Raw genomic sequence first — 25,863 nt, 5'->3', positions numbered from 1 at the left:
TTCAAATAAATATAATAAAGCTAATGCAAAAGTTGAAAACAAAAGAGCTATAAGAAGATCTTTTGCAATGCTTTTTTGATTTATCATTTTATTATTTTCTTTCATCTTTCTCTCCTGTGCAAAGCTTGGCTATATTTTCAACTTCTAAGTAATATTTAGAGATTTCTTTAGCACTTTCTAAGTCTTTTTTGTCTAAAGGCTTTAAAGGAAGTTTTAAAGGGCATTTAATAGGAACTTTAACTTCTTTGATTTCAGTTTTAATCAAAATATCTTTAGAAGCACAAGCGCTTAAAAAAACAAAAGGTATAATTAATAGGAAAATTCTCATTTTATCATTCACTTTTTTGCTCCTAAAATATTAAATAATTCTTTATAAGCTTTAAGTTCACTCTGGCAGCTTTTATCTTTAATAAAAACCTTATCCACTTTTAAAACTTCTTTTAAAGTCTCTTTGGGCTTTAAATCAAGTTTTAATTTATCAATAGCTTTATTTTGCTGGGCTAATTTATCTTTAAAAACATTGATTTCATTGCTAAAATGCAAAGCTTTAAGTTTTAGATTTTCATTTTCTAAAGCTAAAGCATTGTTTTTTAAATATAAAAAACCACAAAGAGCAATTAGAACAAAAAAAGCTATTTTTGAAGGACTTAAAAACCTTGATAAAATAAAACTAAACACAATCTTTTCCTTATGGATAAGTCCATCTTGCTTTTTTGCCTCTAGTGTCTAAATGTACAAACCCAGCATAAGGATCATTAAAATTATGTTTTATAGCAATCCCTAAACCTCTTTCGCCATAGGTGTTTAAAACATATTGATGAACTTCTTCTGTTTTAACTCCTTTAACCACAAAGTCCGCTGCACTTCCTATAGTGTGTTGGCTTTTAGGGGCTCCACCAATCTCTGCATTATGCTCTTTGCAGCGATATCCACTATTTATAATAATAGGAGCATTGTAATGTTCTCTGATTTCACAAAGAATGTCTATAAGCTCATCACTTGGCACATTTTGAGGCAATTCACATTTGCCGCATTTACATTTAAATTCGCTTTCTTTAAAATAAGGGTTATTTTTCATTTTCACTCCTTTAAATGTCGTAAGTTTAGTTAAAAAGCTGACCCAAAAACTAGAAAAATTTTGTGCTAAAACTCTTTGAAAAAATAATTTGCTTGATTAAAAAAAGAACTCATTTTAAAATTGCCGCTAATTTTTAAAGGATGAAAAATGCTTAAAAGTTTTGAAAATGAGCTTTTAGAACTATTAAAAGATTTTAAAGTAAGAATGTATTTAGGCGAGTTTGAAGACACCCAAAACATAGCAAGTTGTATTAATAATTTAGATGCTTCGCTTTTGCTTGATTTTGAAGGAGAAAGTTATAAAGATTTAGAAAATAAAGTGGGAACTTGGAAACTTTATATTTTAACCCATACAAAATCAAAAGCTCCTAAACACAGAATTGATGCTAAGCATAAATTATTTGATGCAATAGAAGCTGTTGATAAAGTGCTTTTAAATGCAGAACCTAGCAATGGTTTTAGAATAGAGCTTAAAGATCTTAAAAAGGTTTACGAAGGAATAAGCGATCATGGCTATTTAAGCATTTATGCAAGAACTTTGCAAAGTAGCTTTTTACCAAAAGATGATTTTTTAAGGATTTAAAATGCTTTTTATCAATAAAGAAAATTTAGTCGAAGTTAGCAATGATAAGCCCATAAAAGTGGCAATTAAGGGTGAGTGGAAAGGGCATAATAATGGCAGGTTTAAGGTTGATGATAAAGATTTAAACTCAATGATTGATAATTTTAATCAAAAAAAGATTGATTTGGTTATTGACTATGAGCATCAAAGCTTAAAAAATGAAAAAGCACCTGCTGCAGGTTGGATTAAAGAGCTTTATTTGGAAAATGATGCCTTAATGGCTAAGGCTGAGTTTAACGAAGAGGCTAAAAAATATATAGCAAATAAGCAATACCGCTATTTATCCCCTGTGTTTGAATTTAATTCAAAAGACAATAAAAGTGGAGAACTAGTAAGAGCTAAGCTTCACTCAGTCGCACTAACTAATACGCCATTTATTGATGAGCTAGGCGAACTCATTGCTAACAAAAATAATATTCATCAAAACAAAGGAGAGAAAATGGATGAAAAAATCAAAGAGCTAGAATCTCAGATTATAGCTTTAAAAAATGAAAACAGTTCACTCGCTTTACAAAATGAAGCTTTAAAAAAGCAAAACGAAGAAAGCGTTAAAAACTTAGCAAGCTCTTTAGTTGATAATGCTTTAAATAGCGGAAAAATTGCTAATTCCCAAAAAGAATGGGCGCTAATGTATGCTTGTAAGGATTTAGAAGGCTTTAAAAGCTTTTTAGATACCAAGAATGATCAAGTGCAAGTTCCAAAAAATAATGTTTTTGCAAATAAAAACACAGCAAAAACTAATGAGTTTGATGTTGTGAAAATGATGTTAGGGGATTAAAAATGGCTAAAGCTAAAAAAGAAACCCAAAACCTAGAAAATGAAGACTTGGAAACTGGAGACTTACCTAAAGCTTTGTCTTTAGAAGATGAGAACCTAGCTAATGAAGAAGCTGTGAGTGAAAATGAAACCGCTAAGGAATTTATAAATGAAGAAGGAGAAGAAATGCCATCAAAGATCACACCAAAAAGCTTAAGCAATGATCCTTTAATTGCTATGCCAAAAAGCCTTGAAAGTTTTATCAATAAAGATTTGTTTTCAATTAATGCGAAAATAGATCTTGAAACTAATGAAAGCTTAGCTCTTGGAACGCTTTTAATCAGCGAAGATTTTGGAGAAAGCTTTAAAAAATGTCCAAATGAAGATATTAGTGCAAAAGAAAATGTTAAATTAGCAATGCTTAAAGATCACGCTTTAAGATCCGGCGTTTATGGGGTTTTATTAGCAGGAGAAATCAATTTAAAAGGCGTTCATGTAAGTGCGGTTAAAAAGGCTTTTATGCAAAATTTAATTATTAATACTAAGGAGTAAAAATGGATTTAGAGCAACTTTTGGAACTTTTTTCAAGTACAAAAATAACTGAAGTTATTAATCAAACCAAAGCTTCACCTCGCTTTGTAAGTGATACTTTTTTTAAGGATAAAATCCCAAGTTTAGAGAGCACCGTAAGGGTTGAAATTATAAAAGGTGCTGGAATTGTTTTAAATAGCATTTCAGATAATGGGGAACATTCTTTAGAAAATACTAAAGACGCTTATATTTTAAATATACCTTTACCACGCTTTGCATTAGCAAAAAGAATCAGTGCGAGTGAGATTAATTCTTTAAGGTCTTTAGCATTGCAAGAAGCTCAGGCTAAAAGCTTAAGTGGAGCTCTTGGGGTTTTGGTTAAAGAAATGAAAGAAAGCTTTAACACTACGCTTGAATATATGGCAAATGGTGCTTTATTTGGCAAGATTTTAGATGGCAAAGGAAATGTGCTTTTTGATTTTGGAAGTGCAAGTAAGAAAGCTATTAGTGTTAAAAAAGATGGGAGTGTGACTTTAGCCAGCGTTTGTGATGCGATTGATTCAGCAATTATTGATGAATTTGGAACAAGTGCTGATTATGAAGTGCTTTGTGGAAATGAACTTTTTGCGGCTATTTCTAACTTGGCATTAAGTGAAGATCTTTATAAAAATCATCTTGCAAGTAGGGATGAAAAAGATAAGTCCTTAATTTTATATGGCACCAAATATCGCCGTTATAGTGCAAAATATAAAAATACAAATGGAAAAAGCGTTGAATTTTTAAAAGGCACTGAGGGTATGGTTGTGCCAAAGGATAATTCTAATCGCATTTATTATACAAGAGCAAATCATACTGATGCTTTAGGAAAAGCACCAAGTTTAATGTTTGTTTCTAAGCCTGAGATTTTACCTCGTGGGGCTGGAATTGAAATTGTAGGCGAAATGAGAGCCATGCCAGTTTGCACCAGACCAAATGGACTTATTAAGCTTGTTTTAGAGTAAAACGCACAATTTTAGCTTTAAAGGCAAAAAATGCTTTTAAAGCTAAAAGATATTAGAAAAAGATTTTAAACGATTTTAACCATATTTTAACCACATTAAAAAAGGTTTTTTAAATGAATTATCAAGACATTTTAGAAGAAAAGCTTATCACAGAAACTAAAACGCATTTTTTTATGATAGATGAAAAGGATTTAATCAAAGAATTAAGCGTTCATGCCATAGCAGAGCTTAGCGATTTAAATGCTGATGGGGTTTGTGATAAAGAAGTGATTGATGATGCCATTAATGATGCACAAAGTTATATTGCAAGTTTTATAAAGATACCTAAAAACCCAACTCCTCTTTTAAAAGATATCTGTGTAAAGCTTACAATTATGGAATTAAAACGCCGAAATGATTTTCCAAAAGAAAGCTTAGAAGAGATTAGAGAGTGGGCTAATGATTTACTTTTAAAAATGGCAAATAAAAAAATTCCAACTGAAATCAATGAAGATAACTTTATCCCACAAAACAAAGTTAGAGCGTTTAAAATTAAAAGAAAAAGAATGGATTTAAGGAGATTAAATGGCTAAAAATTTAACTTCCACCACAAAGCCTAAGATGGCAAAGGTCGGGTGTGGCCTTCAGGTGGGTGCAGAGAGTGAAACTCCTGCTCGTAAGGATAAATTTACTTCATCCGAGAAGTCTCAAAACAACTTAAAAGATTTAGCAAAAGAACTTTATATTGCAGGTTTTGATATATTTAAAATTGCAAAAATTTTAAACCGCAATGAAAAAACGATTAGAAACTACAAAGCCAAAGATGGCGATTGGGATAAGCAAAAAGCTAATCTTTTAACTTCAAAAATAAAAGATAAAGAAAGTGCCTCATTATATGAAAGTTTTACTGAGCAAATGTTTTGTGCGATTGAAAATATAAATACTGATGAAAAAATGAATGCAGAAAAGAAAACTGAAGCCATTGCAAGGATAGGCGATAGCTTTTCAAAAATGAGAAAGGTTGCAAGATTAGAAGATCCAAGTAGCTATCGTTTAAATGTTGCTAAAAAAGTGGTTGAAATTATCATAAGTCATTTAAAAAATGATAAAGATTGCGTAGCAAAACTTGTATCACTTTTAGAAAGTGGAGTGATAGAAAAAGAAATTTTAGCAATGGATATTTAATGCTTTTTTCCAAAGAAGAACTCGATGAGTTTTTAATCTCAAACGAACAAAAGCACGAAAACACTCCAAATGAACTAAAAGGTGCTATGCAAAGAAAAGACTTTTTAGAATGGATGGATGAGCTAAAAAATGAATTAAAAACTCAATTTTTGCATGAAAGCCATTTAGATCCTACTTTAAAAGAAGAAAGAATTAAAAGAGCGAGTGTGGATTTTGATTATTTTGCAAGAACTTATTTTCCGCATTATTTTACCATTAAAGGAGAATGTGGCTTACATTTGCACTTAAATGAAGTTTTTACAAAAATCGCACTTAAAAAAGAAAGCAAAGGTGAAAAACACGCCATAGCTGCACCAAGAGCTCATGGTAAATCCACCTACACTTCACAACTCTTTCCTTTGTGGTGCTTAGTTTTTAATTATAAAAGCTTTATAGTAGAGATTTCAGATGCGGTCGAACTTATGGAAGGAATGCTTGAAGCTATTAAAGCAGAGCTTGAAGATAATCCGCATTTAAAGCTTGATTTTCCCGAAGTAGTAGGAATTGGCAAGACTTGGCGCGTAGGAGAGTTTGTAAGCAATAATGGCGTAAAGATTAAAGCCTTTGGCAGTGGAAAAAGACTTCGTGGGGTTAGATATGGGGTTAAAAGACCTGATTTAGTTATTTTAGATGATTTAGAAAATGATACTAATGTCAGGAGTAAAGATCAAAGGGATAAATTAGAAGATTGGGTGGATGAAGCGGTTTTAAACTTAGGGAGTGCAGATGGAAGTTTAGATGTGCTTTATATTGGAACCATTTTACATAATGATAGTGTTTTATCTAGAAAATTAAAGCTTGGTTTTTGGAATCCTAAAGTCTTCCGTTCCATCGAAGAGTTTCCACAAAGGCTTGATTTATGGGATGAATACGCCACGCTTTATAGAAATACTGATTTTAATACCGCTCATCAATTTTATTTAAAAAATAAAGCTTTAATGGATAAAGGGGCTAAGGTTCTTTGGGAAGAAGCCAAAAGCTTAGAGGATTTAATGAAGTTAAGGGCTGAAAATCTAAAAGCTTTTAATAAAGAGCAACTCAATAATCCAAGAAGTGAAAATCAAATCTTTAGCCTTGATGGCATTAATTTTTATGATGATTTACCCGCCATTAATCAGTATTATATGTATATTGACCCAGCAGGAGAAAAAGCAAAAAGTGACTTTACTGCGATTACCATTATTGGCAAAGGTGCAAAGGGTTTTTATGTAGCAGAAAGCATCGTAAAAATCTTAAAAGCACAAAGCATTATAAAAACCATTTTTAATCTTCAAAAGATTTATAAATGTCGCTTGATTGAAATTGAAACTAATGGCGGTCAATTTTTCTTAAAAAAATGGTTACAAGAAAAAAGCTTAGAAAGTGGAGTTTTTTTGCCTTTGCGTGGTAAAAATAATAGCGTTAGCAAGTTTGAACGCATTGAGAGTTTAAGCCTTGCTTTTGAAAATGAAGAGCTTTTTTTACATAAAAGCCAAACTATGCTTATAAATCAACTTTTAGAATTTCCAGAAGGGAAAAATGATGATGCACCTGATAGCTTAGCAGGAGCATTTTTATTAGCAAGAACTAAAAGTAGCATTAAAAGAAGAAAGCATCATTTTAACTCTGTTTCAAGAATAAGGCGTTTTTAAAGGAAAAATATGAAAAAAGAAATCAAATCCAAAAGAGAAGTGATATTAAAAAACAATAGTCTTATAAACACTCTTATAAACTCAAGCTATTTAAATGTGCTTAAAATCAGCGAGAACGATCAAAAAATGATTTTTAAAGATCTAAGCTTTACTCAAGCTCATCAATCACGAAGGAGTGTGATTTTAGCAAAAGAGCTTCAAATCGTTTGTGAAAACGAAAAAATAAAAGAAAGCTTTGAGTATCTTTTCAATCCTGATTTATTAAGTCAAATCTTAGAAACCTATCTTTATGGGCTTAATGTATTTGAAGTTAATTACAAGTTAAAAGATGGTTTTTACTATCCAATCTTAAAACAAAGAGATTTTAGAAATTTTGGCTTTAATGAAAATGATGAGTTAGTTTATAATGGCAATGGTTGCGAAGAAATTGTGGAAGATAAAAAAGCAATTTATGGACTTTTTGGCTCTAATTTTTTATTTAAAAATGGCGATGCCTTATTAACAAAGCTTTATTTTCCAGTAAAGCTTAAAAATGCAAGTTTAAAGTTTTGGATGGAGTTTTTAGAAAGATTTGGTTCTCCTTGGGCAGTTGCAAAAACAGATAGCGATCCTGATGCACTAGCTTCTGAAATTCATCAAATGTTAAATGGCGATAGTGCGGTCATTGATAAAGAAGAAGAGCTTGATTTAATCCAGCCAAAGGCTAAGGCAAATTATAATGAAATAATAGATTACTTAGATAATCAAATAAGAAGCGTGGTTTTAGGAGCTAATTTAAGTTCTCAAGTGAGTGGGGGTTCTTTAGCAGCGGCTGAGTCACATAATCAAATAAGAAAAGATTTAGCCGCCCAAGATGGACAAATCGTTCTTTTTATTTTAAATCGTGCCATTAAGTTTTTCAAAGAAATCAATCATTTTAAAGATGAACTCTATGTGCAGTTTTTTAGCGAAGCAGAACCAAAAAGTGAGCTTTGCGAAAGGGATTTAAAACTTTTTAACATGGGCTTTTGCTTTGATGAAGAATACATTAAAAGCACTTATAATGTAGAGGGTGAGCTTATAAGAGAGACTTTAGAAAAAAAAGACTTTAAAGATTTAGAAAATGATAAAAAAGTCTTTGAAAACAAAGTAAAGTTAGAGAGCTTTGAAGAAGATTTTATTGACAAAGGATTAGAACAAAAAGAATACTTAAAAGTCGATGAGAGCATGTCAAAGTTTTTTCAAGAGCAATTTGAAAGCATTGTAAAAGATTGTAAAGATTTTAACGAGGCACTCAATAAACTTAAAGAAAATTTTTCTAGTTTAGAGCAAAGCGAGTTTGAAAAACATCTTTTTATAGCTTTAAATAATTCGAGTATTTTAGGATACTTGGAGGATTAAAATGACAGGTGCAAAAATAGGATTTTTTTCAGAACCTACTAAAGCTGTTGATTTTTTAAAAAATAAAAAGCCAGAGCTTAGTTTTGATTATGATGAACTTTCATATTCAACCCATAAAAAAGTCTTTACTATTGCTAAGCTTATGGATGAAAGCTTGTTAAAAGATATGCAAGATACTTTAGTAAATGCTATTAAAAATGGGGATAAATTTAGCACTTGGAGTAAGATTGCAGAGGAGAAATTAAAAGCTAAGGGTTGGTGGGGTTCAAAGGAAGTCATAAACCCTAAAACAGGAGAAGTTAAAAAAACTCATTTTAATAGTGCAAGATTAAAAAAAATCTTTGAGGAAAACTCAAGAAAAGCTAAAGCTAAAGCTATCTATGAAAATCAAATGAAAAGCACTAAACCTTATTTTAAATACTGCACCCAAAAAGATTCTTTGGTTAGGGACAAACACAGAGCCTTTGATGGCATAGTTTTACATAAAGATGATCCTTTTTGGGATAGTCATTATCCGCATGTAACTATGCATGATTATGGTTGTAGGTGTTATGTTTTAGAAGTAGGTGAAAGTGAAGTTAAAGGCCTAAAAATACCACCATCAAATGCCAAAGAAAGCGAATTTAATGGCTTTAATGATGAAGAGCTTTTAGATGAGCTTTATAAACAAAAAAACACTGAAGTCATTCAAAACTTTATAAAGCTTGATATGTTAAGTGCAGCGGCTAAAAAAACAAAAGAAGTTAAAAGCTTCGCTCATCAAAAAGAACTGTACACTTGGCAAAAAAGCTTAGATGATATGGTGGATGAAGTCATCATTAAAGATAATCAAAAATATCCTATCAATTTCATACAAGTAGGTAAAATGGATAAAAGCACCAAAGAGTTTTTAGAAAAACTTAATAAAAAAGACTTAGAAGACTTATACTTTACACTGAGCAAAAACAATCTTTTACACGCAAGTCCTAAAAGAAAGGCAAGTTATAATCAGGCTTTAAGCGCGGATGAAATCAAGCAAATTGTTAAAGTTTTAGATGAAGCAAAAGAAGTTTATTGGGATAATGCAAATAATTCTTTATTGTATTTCTTTGAAGATAAAAAAGATGCTAGTCGTATCAATAAAATTGTAATTACCCCTGATTATAAGCTAAAGAAGTTTGGTAAAACCAATGCAATAGTTACATTAGGAAAAGTAGAAGCGATTAATAAAGATAATAAGACATATATTAAGATCAGATAAGGCGGTGAGACTTGCACTCACAATACATACCCCAATTAATTTGGACTATCCTACTACTACATTTTAGGTATCAACCTTATCTAATTAAGATAATTTTAGCTTGATGAAACTAAAAAGGAGTTTAAATGGTTTTAGCTTTAGGAGAATTTGAGTTTAAAGCTTTAAATTTTGATAATTTAGAAAGAAGCTTAGAATATAACATACAAAGTCAAAATAGGCTTAATAATCATAATGCTTTATTTGCAAGTTCTAAAGAAAGCGAAAAGATTAAAATACAAGGCAAAACTTTACCTTTAAAAGGGGATAGAAATACTTATTTAGATAAGCTTGAGAATATGGCAAAAGAACAAAGATCTTTTATCTTAACAGGAGCTAATGGAAAGTATTATGGTAAATTTGTGATTTTATCCTTAAATGAAAACAGAAGTGCATTTGTAGATGGAAGTGGCTTTGTAGCACAAAGCTTTAGCATGGATTTAGAAAGGGACTTTGATGAGTAAGATTTACATAGCTAAAAACAACGAGAGGCTTGATAGTATAGTCTATAAGCATTATGGGACACTTTTGTATTTTAATCAAGTTTTATTAGCCAATCCAAGATTAGAGCCTCTTTTAAAAACAGGGGATAAAGTGATTTTACCTAGTATTGAAATCAAAGAAAGCAAGGAAAAGGCTTTATGGTAAGAAAACCTAAGTTTAAACTTATTGCCAAAGGTGAGGATATCACAGAAAAACTTTCTAAAAATCTTATTAGCATTAGTTATGAAGATAAAGAAAAAGCTGAAAGTGATGAGATAAGTTTAAGTGTTTTTGGGCTTTATTCCAAGCCACTTTTTGGGGATAGTTTAGAGCTTTGGCTTGGCTTTGAAAAGCTTTATAAATGTGGAAGCTTTAGTGTGAATGTAGTGAGTAAAAACTATACTTCAAATACCACTGAAGTTAGAGCAAGTGCTATTAATTTTAGTGGAAAAGGCAGCGTTAATATAAAAGAGAAAAAGACAAGAAGCTTTGAAAACACTACTCTTTTTACCATAGCAAGAAAAATCGCAAATGAAAACAATCTAAAAATTAAAACAAGTGGAGAGGATCAAAATATAGTAAGCATTTTACAAAATAATCAAAGTAATTTAGAATTCTTGTATAGTATATGTTTTGATTATGGTTTTATTTGCTGTGTAAAAGAAAATACTTTAATCATTACTCCAAAAGATGGTAAGATTGGCGATAATGCTGCTAATATCACAAGCAAGAATGAAAATTTACCCTTATTTGAAATAGCTTTAAAAGAATGTATTTCATTAGAAATTTCAGAAAGTGCTAGAAATGAATATAGTGCCGTAATAGCAGAATGGCAAGATATAAATGAGGCAAAGATAAAAAGCATAAAAGTAGGAAGTGGGGAGAATATATATAAAATGCAAATCTCACAACCAAAAAATGATAATGAAGCTTTTAAAAAAGCACAAGCAAAACTCAATGAGCTTCAAAAAGGTGGATTAAATGGAAGATGTGAGCTTATTGGGCGTGAAATAAGAGCAGGTGGAAAACTTAAGATTAAAGATATTAATATGGATCATTATGAATTTAGTATTAAAAGCGTGAGTCATAGTTTTAATGACCAAGCTTATATAATTAGCGTGGAGTTTGAGAGCTAAAACAAACTTGGTTCTAAATTTTCTCTCAATTCTTTAGTGATTAAATACACCGCATTTAAACTTAAATCGTATTTTTTAGCACATTCCACACTTGCATTTTTAGTGCTTATTCCCTGTTTTATGAGTGTTTTAAAATCCTGTTTTAATTCTTCATCTCTAAGTAAGGTTTTATAGCTTGGTATGTAAATATTTGCACCGCCAAATTCTTTTAAGATTTCTCGTTTGTCGTTATTTTTCACAAAATCAATAAAATATTCAAAGTATTCGTTATTGCTAAGCAATGCTAGTCCTATTTGAGTGTTTTTGCAAATTATAGCAAAAAAGCTAAATTTTATTTAGTAGGGTATAATTTTAAAAAATAAAAAGGAGAATAAATGAAAAAAATAATAAGCGTTTTAATACTTGCTTTAAGCTTATTAAATGCTAAAAGTTTTGAAGAAAGCAAAAAAGAATTAGTAAAATTTTATAATGATCTAGGGAGCTCTTACTGGTATGATTTTTATTGTCAAGCACCTTTTAAGGTTAATAAAAAAGGAAAATATATTAGTTTTGAAGTGATTAAAAGTGATTTATATGCTCCTAGAAACGAATACACCAAAAAAGGAAAAATTAACCAAAGAATCAAACGCATAGAATGGGAGCATATTATGCCCGCCCAAAACTTTGGAAAGCATTTACCTTGCTGGAAAGAAGGTGGCAGAAAAGCTTGTAAAAATGATCCAACTTTTGCAAAAATGGAAGCCGATAAACAAAACCTAGTCCCAGCCATAGGAGAGATAAATGGGGATAGAAGCAATTTTAGATATGCTGAGGCTCCTACTAATTTAAAATATACTCAATATGGAAATTGTAAGGTTTATACTGATTTTAAAGCAAAAAGATTTTATCCTGCAAATTATTCTAAAGGCTGGATTGCAAGAAGCTATTTATATATGAGCAAAACTTATAATATCAGATTATCCGACCAAGAAAGAAAACTTATGGAGGCTTGGGATAAACAATACCCTATGGATGAGAAAGAAAAAAGAATTAGAGCATTACTCTAATTCTTTGCAAACTTTAGCCACAATTTCATCTATATCAATAACCAAGCTTTTATCTTCTTCCTCAAAACTCTCATCAAGTTTTTCTCTGATATTACAAACCACATTAAGCAAAATCCCAAAATCTTTATCAGTTTTAATCTGATGAGTGATTCCATTATGCATTATTTCAAGGCTTGTTCTTTTTGCAGCAAAGGCAATTTGTGAGTGTTTTTCTATGCCTAAGGTTAAAAAAAACTCTGCATCGTAAGAATGTATTTCTAAAATCATTTTAATCTCCTTTTGTTTTGATGAGACAACATTAGCTTCGTTTGGCTTAATGTGTGCTGTTGTTTTCTAAATTTTTAAGCCCTAGGATAACTTTATTAGCATCTTCTATACTTAAATACCAAAGATGCAAAGGTCGCTTTTTTACAATATTATTAATAAACTCTCTTAAAGCCCACTGAGTAGGATTTTTAGCATTTTTACTCCAAATGGCTTGTATCATATTAAGTTGCTTTTTTGTAGCCCTTCCGCTTTTAGTGTTTTCTTTTTTAAAATACCTTGCTTTTTTGGTATTTTGCTTTTTTAAAAACTTTTCATCATAGCCCAAAGTTATAGCAAAGTCCCTAAGTTCATCTATGCTTAAATCCTTACTTGAAGCTTTGCCATATCTTTGATTTAAAACCCAGCGATAGCTTTCATCATCGCTTAAATTAGCATCTTTTCTTAAAGTATGAATGATTTTAATTAAGTGCTTTTTTAAAGTGTTTTGAGTATTCATTTTTTAGCCTTTAAAATTTGCTCTAGTTTTGAAGTGAATTTATCAATATTTGCATTATAAAGCTTATTTTGATTCTTTTTGTATTCTAAATAGTTTTGCTCGTAATCTTTATTTATTTTAGTTTGGCTAGGAATTTGAGTTTTAATAACAGGGCTTATTTCAATTTTATTATCAAAAATAATTTTATCTTGGTTTTTAAACATATATTCAACTAGCTTATTATAAAACTCTCCTACATTCAGTGGTTTTCTTTGCTCATCACAAAGCTCTTTATTAGCATTAATAAAATAAAGATTATCTCCACAATCAACATGCTTTAAAACAGGCTTTCCTAACTCATCATAAACAATGTTACCATCATAATATCTAAGTACAAAAGAATATGAGAAATCTCCTTTTTTTGTTTGAAAAATAAAACGATTTGAAAATGAAATGAAAAGCCATTCTAAAAAAGACTCTATATTTTTGTACCTTAAGTTTAAATCAAGCTCTGCAAAGGCGCACACAAGAGAAAGTTTTTCATAGCTTGTACCAACAAATTGCTTTTTTAACATGGTTAAATCATAGTATTTTTTAAAGCCTAATATATCTTTTGGTGTTTTGGCTTTAAAATAAAGTTTTTCTATAACCACTGCTTGAACTTCACTAATACCAAAAAGCTCTTTTAGTGCCTCTTTTGCATTATCCATTAAAACTCCTCTTCTAGCCAAGAAGCTAAAGCTTTTTGCTTATCTTTATTTTTGTATTTGTTCGCTAACTTTGGAAGCCAAGTTGAATTAAGCGCTCTTTTCCAGCATTTTAAAGGCTTTTTATTAGCCATGAGCCATCTTCCATCGTCTTGCTTATAGTAATTTATAAAGCTATCTGCTATAAAATAAGGGATAGAGCAAGAGTTTTTAGCATTAAACTCATCAATGGCTTTAATTAAATCTTCTTTGCTTGGAGGGTTAAATTTCATAACTCATCCCCAAATAAGCTTAATTCTTTGTCGTTGCTGTTTTTATTGTCAGCTTTTAAACTTTTCCAAACAAAAGTGCGACCATTCTCTCCGCCAAGCTCACTTTCCCAAAAAACACCTTTAAATTTCTCTAAAGTATTCCTTGAAAAATTATCACTCCTACTTACATCAAGAGCCGATAAAATCTCACTTGTGCTTAGGCTTTTTTCGTTTAAAAGCTTTAAAACTTTATCTATAAAAGCTTCTTCTTTATCGCTGATTTTAGCGTTTTGCAAGTCGGTGTTTTTAATATTTAGAGTTTTTGTATTGATAAAAAAGGCTTGATCTTTAATTCCTGCTCTTTCTTTTTGCACACTAAGCAATACTTCAAAGCCTTGTTCTAAGTTAGCCACTTTTTGTAAAAAATACATGCAATCACTTGAGTTTCTAATATGATTTGAGCCTTTAAAAGCTCTGCCATCTTTTGTAGAATGGTGTAAAGCCATAATGGTTGCCCCACATTCTCTTAAATTCATGAGTAAAGACATTAAAGACATCATTTTAGTATCATTATCAATATCTGCAAAATTGCGTAAAGAATCAAGTACAAATAAAACCCCTTCATAGCTTCCTGCTACGCCTTTGCCTTCAATCATTTCTAAAAGCTCATAAGCTGAAGTTTTTAAGCTTGATCTGTGAATATAAGTGAATTTGCTTTCATTTAAAATAAGTTCACCAAAACCTCTTTCATTTAAAACATTTAAAGGATTATCCATGTCAACATAAACGATGCTTTTAACCCTTGTATCTTTGCAAAGTGTTTTAGAAATGGCGGCACTTAAATAACTTTTTCCACTTCCACCATTTGCATAAATAATAGTTATTGCTTTTTTAACTAAAAAATCAGGGATTAAAAACTCTAATTTCTCGTTTAAATCTTTATTTTTTAACTTAAACTCATTTAAAAAATCCAAATTCATCTTTTTTCCTTGCTAAAACTTAATCAAGCCCATTAAATCAATGGACTTTGTTAAATTTTTTGGCTTTTTTAACATATTTCATTTTTATGTTAAAATTTTTAATATTTTTTAACATTTCAAAAGTTCAGGATTCTCGTGGATATTGCCGATAGTTTCAATAGTATATCCTTCATCTTCAACTAAATAAATTAAAGAGCCTATGTAATCTCCATTTTTTCCTTCAAAATAAAAAGTCCCTTCTTTGTGAATGCTGATTTTTGCTAAAAAGTAATCGTATAGACTTTTAACTTTAACAATATCATTCTCGTATACTTTTTTACCTTTCTTGTCATAAAGCCCTGTAAAAAGCTCTATTTCACAATCCTCTTTAAACTCAGATAACCTTGTTTTGGCTTCTTCACCATAAACATATTTTGTTTGGCATTTGCAATCCTTATTACCACAACCCTTGTGATGCTTATCCCAAACTCTAAAATCAAAATCTTGTAGTTTCATTTGTTACCTCCATTTATACTTTTTATAGTTTTTTGCCATTCCTCATCGCTTTTAAACTCATTATTAAGTTCTTTTAAAAGTTTAAGTGCTTCATCATTAGACAAATTAGAAAGAATAGCTCTTATTCTTTCTAATGGCTTGATATCCTTATGGATAATTCCAAAGAATTCCTCTTGCTCTTTTGTGCTTAAATCTTCAAAAAGTTCAGCCAAATCATGAGCATCTATATCTTCTAAATCACTCGCATCTATGCTTACATTGACATACATTTTTTATCCTTTTGTTTTAAATTAAGTTTTAAAAACTTAATCAAATCCGCCTTAGCGGACTTGTTAAATTCTTTTAAGTCTAATTTTTTGCTTTGAAGTCATTTTCTTTTTTCTTTTAAAGCTTTGCTTTTTTAGCTTAGGCTTATTTTTAAAATCAAGTTCTAAAAAGCCATTAAAATGAGCTGTTTTTGTTTTAAAAACACTATTTAAAAGTTTAAAAGTCGCTAAGGAAAGCTCTCTCATTTTTCAATCTCCAAGCTTTCAATCTTTGGCTCTATTCTAAAATTATCTTTTACAACTCTTTTAAGTCCTAGCTTTACTAAGGTGCTATCTTCAAGCTCTGCAATAGCATCTTTATTAAGTTCTTCTTTATAAGTAATGCAATCATTAAGTCCATAGCTTTTTAAAGCTTTGATTAAGTTTTCTAGTTTTTCTTTCACACGTGGTAAAGATACACTTTTACTTAAGCGATAGCCAATCTTGCCAAAGGTAAATTCTTTGCTTCTTTTTTCTGCAAACTCGTGTTTATTATTTTCACAAAAGGTTGTAATGCACTGCTCTATATATTTAAGTTCATCACTTAAAACCTTAATCTCTCCTGCACGAGCTTCTTTAATCTCATTACAAGCTAAAGTCACCTCGCCATTAATCTTTTCTATTTTTACGCTAAGTTCTGCCACTTTTTTAAGTGCTAAGTTAACATCTTCTAAATTATTTATTTGCATCTATTCTCCTTTTAAATTAAATTTATTAATTTGATAATCCCAAAGAATTACGCCATATCTTAAAAGCACTGCGTGTTTAGTTTTTTTCTTGATTATCCTTAAGCCCTTATTGTAAGGGCAACTCCAAAACTAGCTCTTTAATGCCAAGCTTTTTAGCAAGTGCTAATTCTTCTTGCATACCTTGTGAATATTTTGCATCTTTGTGTTTGCTAAGATAAATATAATCACACGCTTTTAAAAGCTCTAATCCCATTTGTAAAGCTTTGTCTCTGTGCTTGTTTTCATCCAAATAACTAAATTGTAGTATGGGTGAAACAGGCACAAAACCTTCACATTCACGCATAATTTTTAAGCATTCTTGCTGAGCTATGCTAATAGCTTGTGCTTTTCTTTGACTTTCTCTTACTACTAAAGCTTTGTAAGGAGAGGCTACATAAACTAATGCCATTGTTAATCCTTTCTAATAAATTTAAGTTTTAAAAAACTTAATCAAAGTGCTTTAATTTAAGCACTTTTGTTAAGCTTTTTACCCAAATGAAAACGAATGATTTTTTTTGCAATATAATCAGGATAAATTCCTTTTAAAACATCTACAAACACTCCACTTTCTTTATAAATAATGCTTACACCCTTTATCTCAAAAAGCGAAGCACTATAATCAGCTTTCTCACCTTTAATCATTGGTATCATTTTTTCTCTCCTTGTATTAAGTTTTCTTTCTTTGCTTTTTCTTTTTTGATTAAGTCAATCGTTTCAAAGATAGCCATCCACTTGTCTTTATTTTTAGGACTCTTTAACTTTCTAAGAGCTTCAGTATAGATTTGATGAACGCGTGTCACGCTAAGATTAAGTTCTTTAGCTATCTCTTCAAAACTCATTTTTAGCCCAGCATTAAAAATGATGCGGCAGCTTCTATGTGTTTAAGCTCAACCGCTTTTCCATCTGCAAATTCACAAGCTCTTTTTAAAAGCTTCTCACTTTTTCTAAAGTTGCCACGAGCGAGGTTAAAAACTAAATCAATAGCCTTTTTCTCCTCCACATCAAAATGATTACAAAGTGTTTTTAAGTCTTCATCTTTTAAACCTTCTTTGTTTTGGTAGCAAAGTCCTTTTAATTCCCATTTTGCACCAATTCTAGAGCTTAGTTGTCCGTACTCGTTGTAATCATTTCTTCCAATGCCTGTAAGATTGTTTTTAAGTTTTCTAGTACCTACTAAGATTAAAGCAGTATTTGAAAAATCATATATGCGTCTTAAGCACTCCAAAGCACGAAACGGCAAATGCTCACTCTCATCTATAATTAAAACCTTTGAAGTTCTTGCTAACTCGCTAGCAATGCCTCTAATCTTATCATCCAAAGAACCTTTAAAACACACATTGAGTTTATTTTCAAGCCCCACCAAAAGCATTCTTTTGCTTGTCTCAGTTGTTGCTTCAAAAAGCACCACTCTTGTTCCATTTTTAGCGGCATATTCTTTAATGGCTCTGCTTTTTCCAGTCCCCGCTTCGCCAATGATTACTCCCATTTCTCTATTGCTCATGGCACTTTCAATGGTTACATTAATCGCCTTTGCATCTTTAGTGGCAATAAAAGGTGTTTGAAGCTCTTTCACGCTTTTTTCTTCCACAAAGCTTTTAATGTATTTTTCAAGTAAAGGCTCTACTTTTGAAGCGTATTTATAGCTACTTCCTTCTTTCATATAGCCCACCATATAGCTTTTATTAATCCCTAAACGATCGGAGAGATTGTTTTGAGAGATGTTTTGGGTGCTTAAAAACTTTTTAGTAAGTTCTACTAATTGCATTTTTTATCCTTTCTCTTAACTTCACAGCGGAAGTAAATTCCGCTTTGTGAGCAGGAGCTTTGCTCCTTGCATCCACCTAAAGCCCCCGTCCCACTGAAGTGGGGGCATCTTTGTTTTAGAGCTTTATAAAAACTCTTTAAAACTTGAATTAATCAAGCTTTAAACAATTTTTAACCAGCAAAATATTTCTTTTCGACAAAAGCTTCCATGTCAAACTCGCTTTCATCGTTATTTATTTCTTTTTTAGCATTTAAAATAAGCTCATCTGCATTAGCATTATTTTTAATCTCTTCTAATTCTCTTTGAGTTTTTAAAGTTTCTTTTGCAAGGGATTTTTGATGCACCTCTTTAGCTTCTACGAGTGAGTTTTCAAAAGCACTTTGTAAATCTTGTAAGTCTTGTTTAATATTAAGTTTAGTAAAGGCGGCAATCTCATCTTTTTTAAGCACTTCTTTAATCGCTTTAACTTCACTTTCATAACCTTTTTTAAGCATTTTATAGCTTTCTTTACTAAGTTTAGCGATACTTTCATCAAGTGCTAGACAAAGAAAGTTTCCGCTTAAATCATAAATGAAAAGTTCTTTAATATTATCGATATTTTGCACACATTTAACCCTTGTGCCAACACTTGGCATTAAAGCACTTTTATAAACTCTACTTTCAAAGTTAATGCCTTTTTTGCCCACGACCCTAAGTTCTTTATTCCCAGCATTAAACAAAAATTCTTCATAAGATATTTTTACAATAGCTCTATCGCACGAGTTCCAAAGTTCAAGTGGAGTTTTAACGCCTTTTTTGCGGCGAACTTTGCTCATGTTCCACTTGATCACTTCAGCTTCCAAAAGCTCACAAGCTTCGCTGAAGGTGTGAAGGAGTTTTTGATTAGTTTTTTTAGCAAAGCCGTATTCATCTTTAGCTTTTCTTTCTTTCTTAGGAGTTTTTTGCTCTATCATTTCTCTTTTAGCTAAGCTATTTCCAATATGTCCATGCATTTTAGAAATTCCTGCATGTTGAAGTGTCCCAAAGCGTCTTTCAACTAAAGCTTTTTGTTCTCCTGCATAAGCAATAGCTGCATCATAGGTAATATTAAGCCCATCAAGCAAGCTTTGAAAATCTTTAGAAAGATAATCTTTTCCATTATCCCCTTTAATCATATCAGGCTTACCAAACTTATCTATGGCTTTCCATAAAAGTCTAGTTAGGCTTAAAGAGTTTGATTTTCCTACCAAAGTAGCTACTCCCATACCGCTAAAGACATCAACGACACTTAAGATATGAGGGCGGAAAGGCTCCAAGGTTTCATCATCTCTTACTATAACATCAGCTGGGGAACTATCGATTTGCCAACACATGTTTTTCATGTCATATAGCTCTCTTTGATTTCCTTGTGCAGGGAGAAACTTAGATTTTGCACGATCTAAGCCTTGAGTGATAATACAATGTTCTAATGGTTTATCTTTATAGTAGTTTTTAATGAAATTTTGTAAGGTTTTTACACTAAAAAGCGGTTTTACCTCTCCTAAATCAAAACCTATAAAATCATAATTTTCTTTAGTGGCTGCTTCTTTATGGATTTGCCACCAAAGTTCAGTGAAATTAAATCCACCTGCTGCAAAGGTGCGATATTCTCTTAAAGCGTATTCTTGCATCCAAGTGCTAAGTTTAGTTTTATCTTTGCGGTGAAGTCCGCGAGTGTCGATAAGACCTAGAATGCCATTTTCTTTATATGCTTTGCGAATTCTAAAAATTTCTATTTTAGAAATACCACATATCTCTAAAGCTCTTTTTTGTTTTAAACCACCTTCAATATATTTTTCTACTTGCTTTAAAGCCTTAAGCTTTTCTCTAGCATTGTTTTTAATCTCATCGCTTAAATTTTCAAATTTTAAATTTAAAACAGCCAAATCATCATTCATTTTTGACTCTGTTAAATTTAAATTACTGGTTTTTAAACTATTATTTGCAGTTTTTAAATTATCGGTAGTAATAATTTCACTCAATTTAACTTTTTGCATTTTTTCATCATAAATTAAAGTATTTTTACTGATTAATTGCTTATTAAAGGCGGTTAAAAGCTCATCTTTACTGATTTTAAATAGTAGTTTTTTACCACCGCGTCCACCTTTTTCGTTATCCACTTTTAACCACTCATATTTATTTGAGTTTCTACTTACTGCAAGCCTCAAAGCTCCTGTGCTTACATTAAAAGTTTGTGCGGCTTCTTTGGTTTCTAAGAAGTAACTCATGAACAAGCCCTAGGCATTTCATCAATGATTTTAAGCTCAAAAAGCTTCTCATAAACAGCTTTTGTGTTAGTTTTTGCTTTGTATTTTTCAGAATAAAGTCCATTAACTACACGAAATAAACTCATATAGTGAAGATTATGTTTTTGAGCAAATTTTTTAAGATTGATACCATTATCTTCAAAGTATTGTTTTAACAAAATATCTCCTTTAATTTGTAATTTTTATTTCAAATTGATATTTTTTAAGATACAATTTGTAAATAATTTTTCAAATTATAAGACAAAATGCGAATTAAGTCAAGTTATTTTATCGCATTTTGTGAATTTTTTAATAAAAAAGGTTCATAATGTATAAAACAACAGACATTTTGAATAGAGTTTATGCTATTTTAAATATTACCGACGACAAGGAATTTTGTGGAATTTATGAGATAAAACCCAATACATTAAGTACTTGGAGAACTAGAAATACCATCCCTTATGAGTTATTATTGAAAATATCAAAAGAACAAAATATATCGCTTGACAGCATCTTTTTTGGCAAAATGCGAATTAATGATGACAATTTGCAATTAAGATACTATACGGATGTTGCTGCCGCTGCTGGATATGGTGCAATAAATAGCAAATTGGAATATACGGAAATAGTAATAAGCAAAAAATTTGCTTGCGAGGCATTGGGATTGCCGCCTTTAACAAGGCTTGATATTATTAAAGTTATAGGGGATAGTATGGAGCCTTTTATTCATAATGGAGATGTTATAGCTGTTGATGTTAGTAAAAATAAACTCGAGCTTGTAAAAAATGGAGATATCGTGGTTATTAATCTTGATGGTGAAATTTACTGCAAAAAGCTCCTCAAGCAACCTTTTGTAAATGAAATTGTATTGAGCTCTATGAATTCTTTTTATAAGGACATTGTTGTTAATATAGATCAAATTAGCTGTGCTGAAATTATAGGCGTTGTTTGTAAAGCAATTTCAATTAAAACTTTTGAAAATGCTATTATAAAATATGAATGATGCTATATTTTATTATTGCAATATTAATTATAATAATTGCTTTATTTATTTATTCTGGTTTTAAAACGGAATTGAAATTAAAAAAAATAGCAGATGGTGCTCTTACTAAACAAGATTTAAAAGAGATAGAAGTAATATCTAAATATTATGAAATTTCTTTAATAGAAGCAGCAAAAATTCATTATGGTAAAGCTATTATTACAGAAGAAATGATCGAAAGATTAGAAAGACCCTATCGAGAATTATATGAACAATATAAAAAACTTTCTATAAATGAGCAAGGAAAATTTTTGCACAATTTGCTTTTAAATAATCAAGATGAATATGCAGAAGCAATAAGATTTATTCAAATTGCAGAAGAAAGCGTTAATATAGCTTTAAAATCAAAAAATAAAGATATTGCAGAAAGCAGAAGAAAACTTGCATTAGAAATAGAACAAAAAATACAGAAAGGATATCCTAAAGCCTATGGCTTAATTATAGATATAATTCAGCTTTTGGAAGATAATTATGATGTAAATCTTTTTGAAAATCAATGCATTAAGTATTATGAAGAAGCTCAAAAGTTAAAAACCATTAAATCCAAGCAAAAAAGAATTGATTATATAAATGATTTAATAAAAGAAGCTGAAATAAATCCTAAAATCGATGAGAAATTTGTTAATTTTTGGAAAAATAAAGTAAAAGAAATACAATAATTACATTTTAAGTTTAAGGTTTGTAGAAAAATAAAATGCAACCAAAAAGTATCATTTTATTTTTCTATGGTTACATTTTATTTTTCCGCCGACAAAAGGTATAAAAGTATCATGAGTTTCTAAAATATCATCTTTTTGCAAAGCTCTTCCTTCAAAAACTCCAACTCCCATTTTAGCATCACTGGATTTAGAGTTTAAAAAACTTTTTACTTCAAAGCCACCTGCTACGCATAAATATCCACGAAAACCTATTTTTGCTAAACCAAGTTCTAAAATATCACCTTTATTTGCTTTATATACCTTGCAAGTTTTGATTTTTTGATTATTAAGCTTTGCCTCAAATTCAGCCCCACTTAAAACAAAATAATTCTCATCTAAAAATTTATATTTTCCACCTTTTAAACAAAGCTCAATTCCTGCTTCATCTTGTTTATTTCCAAGCAAGATATTTGCTATTCTTAAGGCATCTTCATCCATAGCTCCACTTCTTGCTATGCCAAATTTAGCAAATTTTTTTCTACCAAGGTCTTGCAAACTCGAATTTATAGATGCTTCAATAATTTTTATACTCATAAATTTCCTTTTGATAGACTTTTTTAGCAACTTGTTCTTGGATCTCGAAAAATTCATCTTTTGAAATGGCTTTAAATTTTAAAAACATACCCGCTTTTAAAAGAGTAGGATTTTTTTCATCTTCTTTATCAAAAAATTCCAAAGGTGTTCTAGCAATGATTTGCCAACCCCCTGGGCTTGATATGGGATAAACTCCTGTTTGTTTATCGGCTATGCCTACACTTCCAGCTTCTATTTTTGCTCTAGGGCTTGAAAGGCGTGGGGTAAAAAGCCTTTCGTCCAAACCTCCAAGATAAGGAAAACCTGCCATAAAACCTAGCATAAAAACAAGATAATAAGGCTTAGTGTGAAGAGATATAAGCTCTTTTTTTGAAATTTGATTGTGTTTGCACACAAATTCTAAATCTAGTCCAAATTCTTCATCATAACAAAGTGGAACTTCTATACAAAGACTTGAGTTTTGCTCTGTAAGTTTAATATCTTTTTTAATTTTTTCCAAAAAATCAAGCAAAGAATTTAAAGAAAGTACGCAAGGATTAAAATATATAAGCAAGCTTGCATAAGCACTTACTAATTCATCAATACCATAAATTTCACCTTCTTTTAGGGCTTTTTGTATCCTTTGTTCTGTACTTAAAACATAAGCATTAATTTGAGGTGAAATTTCTTGCTTAAAACGCAAAAGCAAAGCTTTACTTCCACTAAAATGCACACTAAACATTGTTAAAACCTATATAAATTTTTCCAAAGCACAAATTTGAATTTGTTCTTTTTCTAAATTTTCTTTGATTTTTTTAACAAATTCTAAAGCTTTTACATTATCCCCATGAACACAAATACTATCCGCTTTTAAATCAATTTCTTTGCCATTTATGCTTGTAACTTTGCTTTCTTTTATCATTTTTATCACGCGTTTTATCGCTAAATTTTCATCGTGTATTAATGCCCCTTCTAATTTTCTTGAAACCAAAGTGCCATCATCATTATAAGCGCGATCTGCAAAAACTTCATTGGCATATCTTAAGCCTTTTTTCTTAGCTGCTTCATTCATAGCAGAATTACTAAGCCCTAGAAAAATAATATTTTCATCAAAACTCGCCACTGCCTCACAAAGTGCTAAGGCTAAATTTTCATCAATAGCAGCCATATTATAAAGTGCACCATGGGCTTTAAAATGCTGTATTTTCATATCTTTTGCCTTGGCAAAGCCAAATAGCTCCTAGTTGATACAAGGCATAGTTTTTAGCTTCTTCAAAGCTTATTTGCATATTGCGTCTTCCAAAACCTAAAAGATCAGGATAAGATGGGTGTGCTCCTATGCAAACACCATTTTGCTTGGCTAAATTTAAGGTTTTATCCATCACACAAGGATCACCCGCATGAAAGCCACAAGCGACATTTACTGAACTTACAAATTTTAAAATTTCTTCATCCATTCCTATTTTATAGGCGCCAAAACTTTCCCCTAAATCACTATTTAAATCCACTTTGAACATTATTTGACCTTGTATATTTAATTATTGATTTTATTATATCTAAAGAAGAATTTTAAATAAGCTAAAAGTTTTGAAAAATAAATAAAAAAGTTACAATAAGTAAAAATAATATTTTAAGCAGGTTAAAACCTGCTTAATTTTTAGTCTTTTCTCGTTTTTGCATCAATCACAAATAAAGGTTTATTAAGAAGTTTAAAATCAGCGATGAAATTTAAAGTCTTATCACTTGTTATCCATTTGATAAATTTGTTAGCTTCTGTATAATTTACATTTTTACAATGCTTAGGATTTGTCGCTATAACAGAATAGAAATTTTTAAGACTATCATCGCCTTCATTTACAATTACTAAATTTGGCTTACCTTTTTCATTGGCTTCATATTTGATATAAGTACCACGATCAGTTAAAATCACACCTTTTTTTTCTTCAGCGATTTTGATACTTGCTAGCATACCTTGTCCGCTTTGCTGATACCAGCTTTGTTTTTCAGGCACACCTCCAAGATCTTTCCAAAGGCTTTTTTCTTTATTATCAGTGCCTGATTTATCGCCTCTTGAGATGAAAGTGAGTTTTTCATTTTTGATAAGTTCTAAGCTTTCTTTTAAATTTTTACCTTTAAATTTAGAAGCTATTGATTTATCTGCGATGATGATAAAATCATTATACATCACAGGGGTTCTATCTACACCAAAACCTTTTTTCATAAATTCTTTTTCAGCCTTTGGAGAATGCACAAAAAGAACATCAGCGTTGCAATCTTCACCCATTTTTAAAGCTGCACCTGTTCCTACCGCAACCCATTTTAAGGTATTGCCACTTTCTTTTTCATAAAGAGGCTTTAGGGCATCTAAAAGTCCTGTATTGTCAGTGCTTGTTGTGGTTGCCATTTTAAGTTCTGCTGCACTTGCACTTAAAGCTAAAGCAAGAGCCAAAGAAATGATTTTTTTCATTTTTTCTCCCTATAAATTTACATAAAAAAATATTTTAACATAATTATGCTAAAATTACTTATTTTAAAAGGATATTTTTGGATTATATTTTTGATGGTTTTAAACAAGCTTTATTTTTACTTTTCAATGCTGATGAAAGCGTAATTTCAGCTATAAAAACTACACTTTTAAGCTCAAGCATTTCTATAGTTTTAGCCTTGCTCATAGGTTTTCCTTTAGGATTTATCTTAGGTTTTTTTGATTTTAAATTCAAACGCTTTATAAAACTTATCATAGATACTAGCCTTTCTTTTCCAACAGTTGCAGTAGGACTTATACTTTATGCACTGATTTCAAGTCGAGGACCTTTAGGAGAATTTGGGCTACTTTTTACTATAAAGGCTTTAATTTTAGGGCAATTTGTTTTAGCGCTTCCTATAGTGATCGCACTTTTTTCAAATTTGATAGAAAATATGAATAAAAAACATTTTTTACTTATAAAATCTTTTCATCTAAGTCCTTTAAAACTTGTTTTAATGATGATTTATGAATTACGCTTTGCTTTGATTAGTGTTATTGCACTAGCTTATGGACGCATTGTGGCAGAAGTAGGAGTAGCGATGATAGTAGGTGGAAATATCAAATACGATACTAGAACCATAACCACAGCTATTTCACTTGAAACCAACAAAGGTGAATTTGCTAGAGGTATAGCTTTAGCTTTAGTTTTAATTCTTATTGCTTTTTGTTTAAATTTCATCACACACAAACTCAAAAGAACATAA

At 30.6% G+C, this 25,863-nt stretch carries 37 protein-coding genes and 2 pseudogenes; 16 read left to right on the top strand and 23 right to left on the bottom strand.

Annotated features, from left to right (window positions below):
* Window positions 1–91 precede the first annotated feature (91 nt).
* From ACOTU8_RS05795 to ACOTU8_RS05785, 3 genes are read right to left on the bottom strand one after another with little or no spacing between them, the layout of a single operon-like run.
* A complete protein-coding gene (locus tag ACOTU8_RS05795; RefSeq protein WP_002784496.1) occupies window positions 92–340 on the bottom strand; it encodes a hypothetical protein in 249 nt (82 codons plus the stop codon).
* Window positions 337–678 (bottom strand): hypothetical protein, encoded by a 342-nt coding sequence (locus ACOTU8_RS05790; protein WP_002854893.1) that lies wholly within the window; start codon window positions 676–678, stop codon window positions 337–339. The genes ACOTU8_RS05795 and ACOTU8_RS05790 overlap by 4 nt, the downstream gene beginning before the upstream one ends.
* Before the next feature lie 10 nt (window positions 679–688).
* A complete protein-coding gene (locus ACOTU8_RS05785) occupies window positions 689–1,078 on the bottom strand; it encodes a YcbK family protein (protein ID WP_002922136.1) in 390 nt (129 codons plus the stop codon).
* A 147-nt stretch (window positions 1,079–1,225) separates the two neighbouring features.
* Here ACOTU8_RS05785 and ACOTU8_RS05780 point away from each other — a divergent pair, with 147 nt between their 5' ends.
* The 12 genes from ACOTU8_RS05780 to ACOTU8_RS05725 all read left to right on the top strand — a co-directional run bounded on the left by ACOTU8_RS05780 (window position 1,226) and on the right by ACOTU8_RS05725 (window position 11,096).
* The gene (locus ACOTU8_RS05780) at window positions 1,226–1,660 is read left to right on the top strand and encodes a hypothetical protein (RefSeq protein WP_002784501.1); all 435 of its coding nucleotides are present in this window, start codon (window positions 1,226–1,228) and stop codon (window positions 1,658–1,660) included.
* 1 nt (window position 1,661) lies between these two features.
* Window positions 1,662–2,477, top strand: coding sequence for a phage protease (locus ACOTU8_RS05775; RefSeq protein WP_002901531.1), 816 nt, complete (start codon window positions 1,662–1,664; stop codon window positions 2,475–2,477).
* Window positions 2,478–2,479: 2 nt separating this feature from the next.
* The gene (locus ACOTU8_RS05770; protein WP_052803391.1) at window positions 2,480–3,007 is read left to right on the top strand and encodes a hypothetical protein; all 528 of its coding nucleotides are present in this window, start codon (window positions 2,480–2,482) and stop codon (window positions 3,005–3,007) included.
* A gap of 2 nt (window positions 3,008–3,009) precedes the next feature.
* Window positions 3,010–3,987 (top strand): major capsid protein, encoded by a 978-nt coding sequence (locus ACOTU8_RS05765; protein WP_002872711.1) that lies wholly within the window; start codon window positions 3,010–3,012, stop codon window positions 3,985–3,987.
* 113 nt (window positions 3,988–4,100) lie between these two features.
* Entirely contained in the window at window positions 4,101–4,559 is a 459-nt protein-coding gene (locus ACOTU8_RS05760; protein WP_002855185.1) for a phage protein Gp36 family protein, read from the top strand.
* Window positions 4,552–5,151 carry a DUF1804 family protein gene (locus ACOTU8_RS05755; protein WP_002875115.1) on the top strand — a complete coding sequence of 200 codons (600 nt, stop codon included), beginning with the start codon at window positions 4,552–4,554 and terminating at the stop codon, window positions 5,149–5,151. The genes ACOTU8_RS05760 and ACOTU8_RS05755 overlap by 8 nt, the downstream gene beginning before the upstream one ends.
* Window positions 5,151–6,821, top strand: a complete 1,671-nt coding sequence (gene terL, locus ACOTU8_RS05750) for a phage terminase large subunit (protein ID WP_052803392.1) — start codon at window positions 5,151–5,153, stop codon at window positions 6,819–6,821. The genes ACOTU8_RS05755 and terL overlap by 1 nt, the downstream gene beginning before the upstream one ends.
* Window positions 6,822–6,830: 9 nt before the next feature.
* Complete coding sequence (locus ACOTU8_RS05745; RefSeq protein ID WP_002872709.1) at window positions 6,831–8,201, top strand: phage portal protein family protein; 1,371 nt, start codon at window positions 6,831–6,833, stop codon at window positions 8,199–8,201.
* A 1-nt stretch (window position 8,202) separates the two neighbouring features.
* Window positions 8,203–9,441 (top strand): phage minor head protein, encoded by a 1,239-nt coding sequence (locus tag ACOTU8_RS05740; protein WP_052803393.1) that lies wholly within the window; start codon window positions 8,203–8,205, stop codon window positions 9,439–9,441.
* A 125-nt stretch (window positions 9,442–9,566) separates the two neighbouring features.
* Complete coding sequence (locus ACOTU8_RS05735; protein WP_002784519.1) at window positions 9,567–9,941, top strand: phage tail protein; 375 nt, start codon at window positions 9,567–9,569, stop codon at window positions 9,939–9,941.
* Complete coding sequence (locus ACOTU8_RS05730) at window positions 9,934–10,125, top strand: tail protein X (protein WP_002791401.1); 192 nt, start codon at window positions 9,934–9,936, stop codon at window positions 10,123–10,125. The genes ACOTU8_RS05735 and ACOTU8_RS05730 overlap by 8 nt, the downstream gene beginning before the upstream one ends.
* Window positions 10,119–11,096 (top strand): phage late control D family protein, encoded by a 978-nt coding sequence (locus tag ACOTU8_RS05725; RefSeq protein WP_002852060.1) that lies wholly within the window; start codon window positions 10,119–10,121, stop codon window positions 11,094–11,096. The genes ACOTU8_RS05730 and ACOTU8_RS05725 overlap by 7 nt, the downstream gene beginning before the upstream one ends.
* On the opposite strand, the gene ACOTU8_RS05720 is transcribed toward ACOTU8_RS05725, so the two are convergent.
* Complete coding sequence (locus tag ACOTU8_RS05720; protein WP_002784523.1) at window positions 11,093–11,377, bottom strand: Mor transcription activator family protein; 285 nt, start codon at window positions 11,375–11,377, stop codon at window positions 11,093–11,095. The genes ACOTU8_RS05725 and ACOTU8_RS05720 overlap by 4 nt on opposite strands.
* 93 nt (window positions 11,378–11,470) lie before the next feature.
* On the opposite strand from ACOTU8_RS05720, the gene ACOTU8_RS05715 reads away from it, so the two are divergent.
* Entirely contained in the window at window positions 11,471–12,142 is a 672-nt protein-coding gene (locus tag ACOTU8_RS05715) for an endonuclease (RefSeq protein ID WP_002876312.1), read from the top strand.
* Here the strand turns inward: ACOTU8_RS05715 and ACOTU8_RS05710 are convergent.
* From ACOTU8_RS05710 to ACOTU8_RS05640, 15 genes are all read right to left on the bottom strand, one after another.
* The gene (locus ACOTU8_RS05710) at window positions 12,134–12,409 is read right to left on the bottom strand and encodes a hypothetical protein (protein ID WP_002784526.1); all 276 of its coding nucleotides are present in this window, start codon (window positions 12,407–12,409) and stop codon (window positions 12,134–12,136) included. The genes ACOTU8_RS05715 and ACOTU8_RS05710 overlap by 9 nt on opposite strands.
* Before the next feature lie 46 nt (window positions 12,410–12,455).
* Entirely contained in the window at window positions 12,456–12,905 is a 450-nt protein-coding gene (locus ACOTU8_RS05705) for a regulatory protein GemA (RefSeq protein WP_002876315.1), read from the bottom strand.
* Window positions 12,902–13,594 carry a hypothetical protein gene (locus ACOTU8_RS05700; protein WP_002793908.1) on the bottom strand — a complete coding sequence of 231 codons (693 nt, stop codon included), beginning with the start codon at window positions 13,592–13,594 and terminating at the stop codon, window positions 12,902–12,904. Before ACOTU8_RS05700 ends, ACOTU8_RS05705 begins: the two co-directional genes overlap by 4 nt.
* The gene (locus tag ACOTU8_RS05695; protein WP_002784531.1) at window positions 13,594–13,863 is read right to left on the bottom strand and encodes a hypothetical protein; all 270 of its coding nucleotides are present in this window, start codon (window positions 13,861–13,863) and stop codon (window positions 13,594–13,596) included. Before ACOTU8_RS05695 ends, ACOTU8_RS05700 begins: the two co-directional genes overlap by 1 nt.
* The gene (locus tag ACOTU8_RS05690) at window positions 13,860–14,822 is read right to left on the bottom strand and encodes a hypothetical protein (protein ID WP_002793909.1); all 963 of its coding nucleotides are present in this window, start codon (window positions 14,820–14,822) and stop codon (window positions 13,860–13,862) included. Before ACOTU8_RS05690 ends, ACOTU8_RS05695 begins: the two co-directional genes overlap by 4 nt.
* 108 nt (window positions 14,823–14,930) lie before the next feature.
* Window positions 14,931–15,317 (bottom strand): YopX family protein, encoded by a 387-nt coding sequence (locus ACOTU8_RS05685; RefSeq protein ID WP_002791413.1) that lies wholly within the window; start codon window positions 15,315–15,317, stop codon window positions 14,931–14,933.
* Entirely contained in the window at window positions 15,314–15,586 is a 273-nt protein-coding gene (locus ACOTU8_RS05680; RefSeq protein ID WP_002791414.1) for a hypothetical protein, read from the bottom strand. The genes ACOTU8_RS05685 and ACOTU8_RS05680 overlap by 4 nt, the downstream gene beginning before the upstream one ends.
* A 63-nt stretch (window positions 15,587–15,649) precedes the next feature.
* Entirely contained in the window at window positions 15,650–15,829 is a 180-nt protein-coding gene (locus ACOTU8_RS05675; protein WP_002791416.1) for a hypothetical protein, read from the bottom strand.
* Window positions 15,826–16,311: a host-nuclease inhibitor Gam family protein gene (locus tag ACOTU8_RS05670; protein ID WP_002806832.1), complete on the bottom strand. Its 486-nt coding sequence runs from the start codon at window positions 16,309–16,311 to the stop codon at window positions 15,826–15,828. Before ACOTU8_RS05670 ends, ACOTU8_RS05675 begins: the two co-directional genes overlap by 4 nt.
* A gap of 106 nt (window positions 16,312–16,417) precedes the next feature.
* A complete protein-coding gene (locus tag ACOTU8_RS05665) occupies window positions 16,418–16,759 on the bottom strand; it encodes a DUF4406 domain-containing protein (protein ID WP_002791419.1) in 342 nt (113 codons plus the stop codon).
* A 56-nt stretch (window positions 16,760–16,815) separates the two neighbouring features.
* Complete coding sequence (locus ACOTU8_RS05660) at window positions 16,816–17,001, bottom strand: hypothetical protein (protein WP_002824157.1); 186 nt, start codon at window positions 16,999–17,001, stop codon at window positions 16,816–16,818.
* A complete protein-coding gene (locus ACOTU8_RS05655; protein WP_002795448.1) occupies window positions 16,998–17,189 on the bottom strand; it encodes a sigma factor-like helix-turn-helix DNA-binding protein in 192 nt (63 codons plus the stop codon). The genes ACOTU8_RS05660 and ACOTU8_RS05655 overlap by 4 nt, the downstream gene beginning before the upstream one ends.
* A 2-nt stretch (window positions 17,190–17,191) precedes the next feature.
* On the bottom strand, window positions 17,192–18,115 hold the full coding sequence (locus ACOTU8_RS05650; protein WP_002806833.1) for an AAA family ATPase: 924 nt from the start codon (window positions 18,113–18,115) through the stop codon (window positions 17,192–17,194).
* A 170-nt stretch (window positions 18,116–18,285) separates the two neighbouring features.
* Window positions 18,286–20,361, bottom strand: a complete 2,076-nt coding sequence (locus ACOTU8_RS05645; RefSeq protein ID WP_002917947.1) for a DDE-type integrase/transposase/recombinase — start codon at window positions 20,359–20,361, stop codon at window positions 18,286–18,288.
* Window positions 20,358–20,558, bottom strand: coding sequence for a hypothetical protein (locus tag ACOTU8_RS05640; protein WP_002793921.1), 201 nt, complete (start codon window positions 20,556–20,558; stop codon window positions 20,358–20,360). Before ACOTU8_RS05640 ends, ACOTU8_RS05645 begins: the two co-directional genes overlap by 4 nt.
* A 149-nt stretch (window positions 20,559–20,707) precedes the next feature.
* Between ACOTU8_RS05640 and ACOTU8_RS05635 the strand changes: the two genes are divergently transcribed.
* The gene (locus ACOTU8_RS05635; RefSeq protein WP_002804144.1) at window positions 20,708–21,382 is read left to right on the top strand and encodes a LexA family transcriptional regulator; all 675 of its coding nucleotides are present in this window, start codon (window positions 20,708–20,710) and stop codon (window positions 21,380–21,382) included.
* Window positions 21,382–22,080 carry a hypothetical protein gene (locus ACOTU8_RS05630; RefSeq protein WP_002917944.1) on the top strand — a complete coding sequence of 233 codons (699 nt, stop codon included), beginning with the start codon at window positions 21,382–21,384 and terminating at the stop codon, window positions 22,078–22,080. The genes ACOTU8_RS05635 and ACOTU8_RS05630 overlap by 1 nt, the downstream gene beginning before the upstream one ends.
* Window positions 22,081–22,173: 93 nt before the next feature.
* On the opposite strand, the pseudogene ACOTU8_RS05625 reads toward ACOTU8_RS05630, so the two are convergent.
* The 4 genes and pseudogenes from ACOTU8_RS05625 to tupA form a co-directional block, all read right to left on the bottom strand.
* Window positions 22,174–22,653, bottom strand: a pseudogene (locus ACOTU8_RS05625) (allophanate hydrolase); the annotation flags it as partial.
* The gene (gene pxpB / locus ACOTU8_RS05620; RefSeq protein WP_422342133.1) at window positions 22,634–23,374 is read right to left on the bottom strand and encodes a 5-oxoprolinase subunit PxpB; all 741 of its coding nucleotides are present in this window, start codon (window positions 23,372–23,374) and stop codon (window positions 22,634–22,636) included. The pseudogene ACOTU8_RS05625 and the gene pxpB, both read right to left, overlap by 20 nt.
* A gap of 9 nt (window positions 23,375–23,383) precedes the next feature.
* Window positions 23,384–24,149 (bottom strand): annotated as a pseudogene (locus ACOTU8_RS05615) (LamB/YcsF family protein).
* 140 nt (window positions 24,150–24,289) lie between these two features.
* A complete protein-coding gene (tupA, locus tag ACOTU8_RS05610) occupies window positions 24,290–25,099 on the bottom strand; it encodes a tungstate ABC transporter substrate-binding protein TupA (protein ID WP_422342132.1) in 810 nt (269 codons plus the stop codon).
* Between the two features lie 77 nt (window positions 25,100–25,176).
* On the opposite strand from tupA, the gene tupB reads away from it, so the two are divergent.
* Entirely contained in the window at window positions 25,177–25,863 is a 687-nt protein-coding gene (gene tupB, locus ACOTU8_RS05605) for a tungstate ABC transporter permease TupB (protein WP_422342131.1), read from the top strand.

It is taken from the genome of Campylobacter jejuni (genome assembly GCF_049221745.1).
GTDB classification, from domain to species: Bacteria; Campylobacterota; Campylobacteria; order Campylobacterales; family Campylobacteraceae; genus Campylobacter_D; species Campylobacter_D jejuni_E.
Note: the sequence above shows the minus strand (reverse complement) of the source record. Positions and strands in the feature narration are given on the sequence as shown.